The sequence below is a fragment of the Mesorhizobium sp. M7A.F.Ca.US.006.04.2.1 genome (assembly GCF_004022915.1).
GTDB lineage: Bacteria > Pseudomonadota > Alphaproteobacteria > Rhizobiales > Rhizobiaceae > Mesorhizobium > Mesorhizobium ciceri.
This window is the reverse complement of sequence record NZ_RZQA01000856.1, coordinates 1-2,695: the sequence shown is the minus strand read 5'-3', so window position 1 is coordinate 2,695 and position 2,695 is coordinate 1. Positions and strand designations below refer to the sequence as shown.

3 protein-coding genes are annotated in these 2,695 nt (G+C 64.0%); 2 read left to right on the top strand and 1 reads right to left on the bottom strand.

The genetic code is table 11. The annotated features are described in order from the left end of the window. Positions 1-2 precede the first annotated feature (2 nt). Together EN925_RS31220 and pyk are read left to right on the top strand one after the other, a co-directional pair. Complete coding sequence (locus EN925_RS31220; protein ID WP_027162487.1) at positions 3-467, top strand: DUF1036 domain-containing protein; 465 nt, start codon at positions 3-5, stop codon at positions 465-467. Next, positions 464-1,900 (top strand): pyruvate kinase, encoded by a 1,437-nt coding sequence (gene pyk / locus EN925_RS31215; RefSeq protein WP_013529204.1) that lies wholly within the window; start codon positions 464-466, stop codon positions 1,898-1,900. Before EN925_RS31220 ends, pyk begins: the two co-directional genes overlap by 4 nt. A 43-nt stretch (positions 1,901-1,943) precedes the next feature. Here the strand turns inward: pyk and EN925_RS31210 are convergent. Then, on the bottom strand, positions 1,944-2,695 hold a 752-nt coding region (locus EN925_RS31210), incomplete at its 5' end, for an alpha/beta hydrolase (protein ID WP_164894509.1).

Sequence of the window (2,695 nt, the reverse complement as noted above, 5' to 3'; positions counted from 1 at the left end):
GCATGCGCTCTGCCTTTGCCATGCCGCTCCTCACTCTTGCCATCGGCCTGTCGGCCATGGTCGTGGCTTCGCCGGCGCGTGCCGATTTCCGCGTCTGCAACGCCACGCAGAACCTGGTCGGTGTCGGCATCGGCTATCGCGCCAAGGCCGGCTGGATCACCGAAGGCTGGTGGCACATCGAGGGATCGAGCTGCAAGACGCTGATCGAAGGGCCGCTGTCATCAAGGTTTTACTATCTTTATGCAGAAGACGCCGAACGCGGTGGACGCTGGGACGGCCCGATCAACATGTGCGTGGCTGAAAAAGAGTTCAAGATCGCAGGCGTAACCGACTGCGTCGCCCGGGGCTTTCAGCGCGCCGGATTCCAGGAATATGACACGGGCGAACAGGCAAGCTGGATGGTCCAGCTGACCGATGAGTCCACAACGGGAGGCGCTCCAGCCACCCCGGGAACAAACAGTCAATGAGACGTAGCCGCAAGGTCAAGATCCTAGCCACCATCGGTCCTGCCTCCTCCTCGGAGGAGATGCTGAAGAAACTATTCGAAGCGGGCGCCGATGTGTTCCGCATCAATATGAGCCATACCGACCATGAACTGATGCGCACGCTGGTCGGACGCATCCGCGCTGTCGAGGAAGCCGTTGGCAGGCCGATCGGCATCCTCGCCGATCTGCAAGGGCCAAAGCTGCGCGTCGGCAAGTTCGCCAACGGCAAGGAAGTGCTGACGCAAGGCCAGACCTTCACGCTCGACGACAATCCCGAGCCCGGCACTTCGACCAGGGTCTATCTGCCGCATCCGGAAATCCTGAGCTCGGTCGAAGCCGGCCATCGCCTGCTGATCGACGATGGCAAGCTCGAGCTGAAGGCGGTGAAGAGCGACGGCAAATCGATCGTCTGCACCGTCGTCGCCGGCACCACGATTTCCGACAAGAAAGGCGTCAGCCTGCCTGACACCGACCTGCCGGTCGGCGCGTTGACCGAGAAGGACCGCAAGGACCTCGATGCCGTGCTGGCCACAGGCGTAGACTGGGTGGCGCTTTCCTTCGTGCAGCGGCCGGAGGATCTGGCCGAAGCGCGCAAGATCGCACGCGGCCGGGCGCTGATCATGGCCAAGATCGAGAAGCCGCAGGCTGTCGCCCGGCTGGCCGAGATCATCGAATTGTCCGACGCGCTGATGGTCGCCCGCGGCGATCTCGGCGTCGAGATGCCGCTCGAGGCGGTGCCCGGTATCCAGAAGCAGATCACGCGCGCCGCACGCCGCGCCGGCAAGCCGGTGGTGGTTGCAACGCAGATGCTGGAATCGATGATCACGGCACCGGTGCCGACCCGCGCCGAGGTGTCCGATGTTTCGATCGCCGTCTTCGAAGGCGCCGATGCCATCATGCTGTCGGCGGAATCGGCGGCGGGTGCCTATCCCGTCGAGGCCGTGGCAATGATGAACCGTATCGCCACCAAGGTCGAGACCGATCCGACCTATGCCGGCATCATCAACGCCCAGCGCTCCGAGCCGGAAGCGACCGGCGCCGACGCCATTTCGCTGGCCGCGCGCGAGATCGCCGAAACGCTGAAGCTGTCGGCGATCATCACCTACACTGCATCCGGCACCACAGGCCTGCGCGCCGCCCGCGAGCGGCCGCAAGTGCCTGTTATCGCGCTGTCGCCGATCCTCAACACGGCGCGGCGGCTGTCGCTTTTGTGGGGCACGCATTGCGTTGTCTCGCCCGACGCCGTCGACCTCGACGACATGGTCAACCGCGCCTGCCGCATCGCCTTCGACGAAGGCTTCGGCAAGCCAGGCGACCGCGTCATCATCACCGCGGGCGTACCGCTGCGGACACCGGGTTCGACCAACATGCTGCGCATCGCCTATATCGGGTCGGACACACAAGTCAGCCGCTAGATTCCTAAAGCGTGTCGGCTCTGAACGGTTCGGGCGACCGGCTTCAGGTCGGCGCGAGTTCGGCCTGCGGTACCTTGATATCGGCGCATCTGCCGGCGCCGTAGGCGTCGCCGGCGATGCGCGCCTCCACGGTCCTGGCCATCGCCTGCAGGTCGATACTCTTGCCGGCGACCTTCTCGATGGCGCCGACGGTCAGGTCGGGCGCGATCCAGTCTGGCTTGTGACCGAGATTGTGCACCCAGACGAGTTCGGCACCGGCAATGTCGCGCGCCAGACCGACCGAATGGATATGTGCATAGACCACCTTGTCGCGATCGCCTGAAATGACCACGGTTGGCGCCTTGATCTCGTTGTAGCGCGGTGCGGCGTCGAGGGCATAGCGATAGAGCCCGGCGACATCGGTGGCGTTGGCGCGAAAGGCTTTTGGTCGCAGCACCAGCGGGATAGAGGCCATTCCGAGATAATTGTCCGGCACCTTGTTGGGCGAGAAAACGCAGGTGGTGGCGTCGGCCATCTGCAGTGTACCGGCCGGATAGGTCAGCGTTTCGGAAAACAGCCAGCCGAGCACGGGAATGGTGGTCAGATCGTAGTACCAGGCGGTTGCGCCGCCCGGCCATGGATGGGTCGCCGGTGCGAGGAAGACCAGTCCAAGTGTCTTGTCTGGATGCTCGCGGCCAAAGGCCGATGTCACCACGCCGCCGAAGGAATGGCCGACGATGACAGCCTTCCTGATGCCGAGATGGTCCATCAGTGCGGCAATGGTGTTGGCCTGCGCCGACGGGTTCTCGTTGTTGG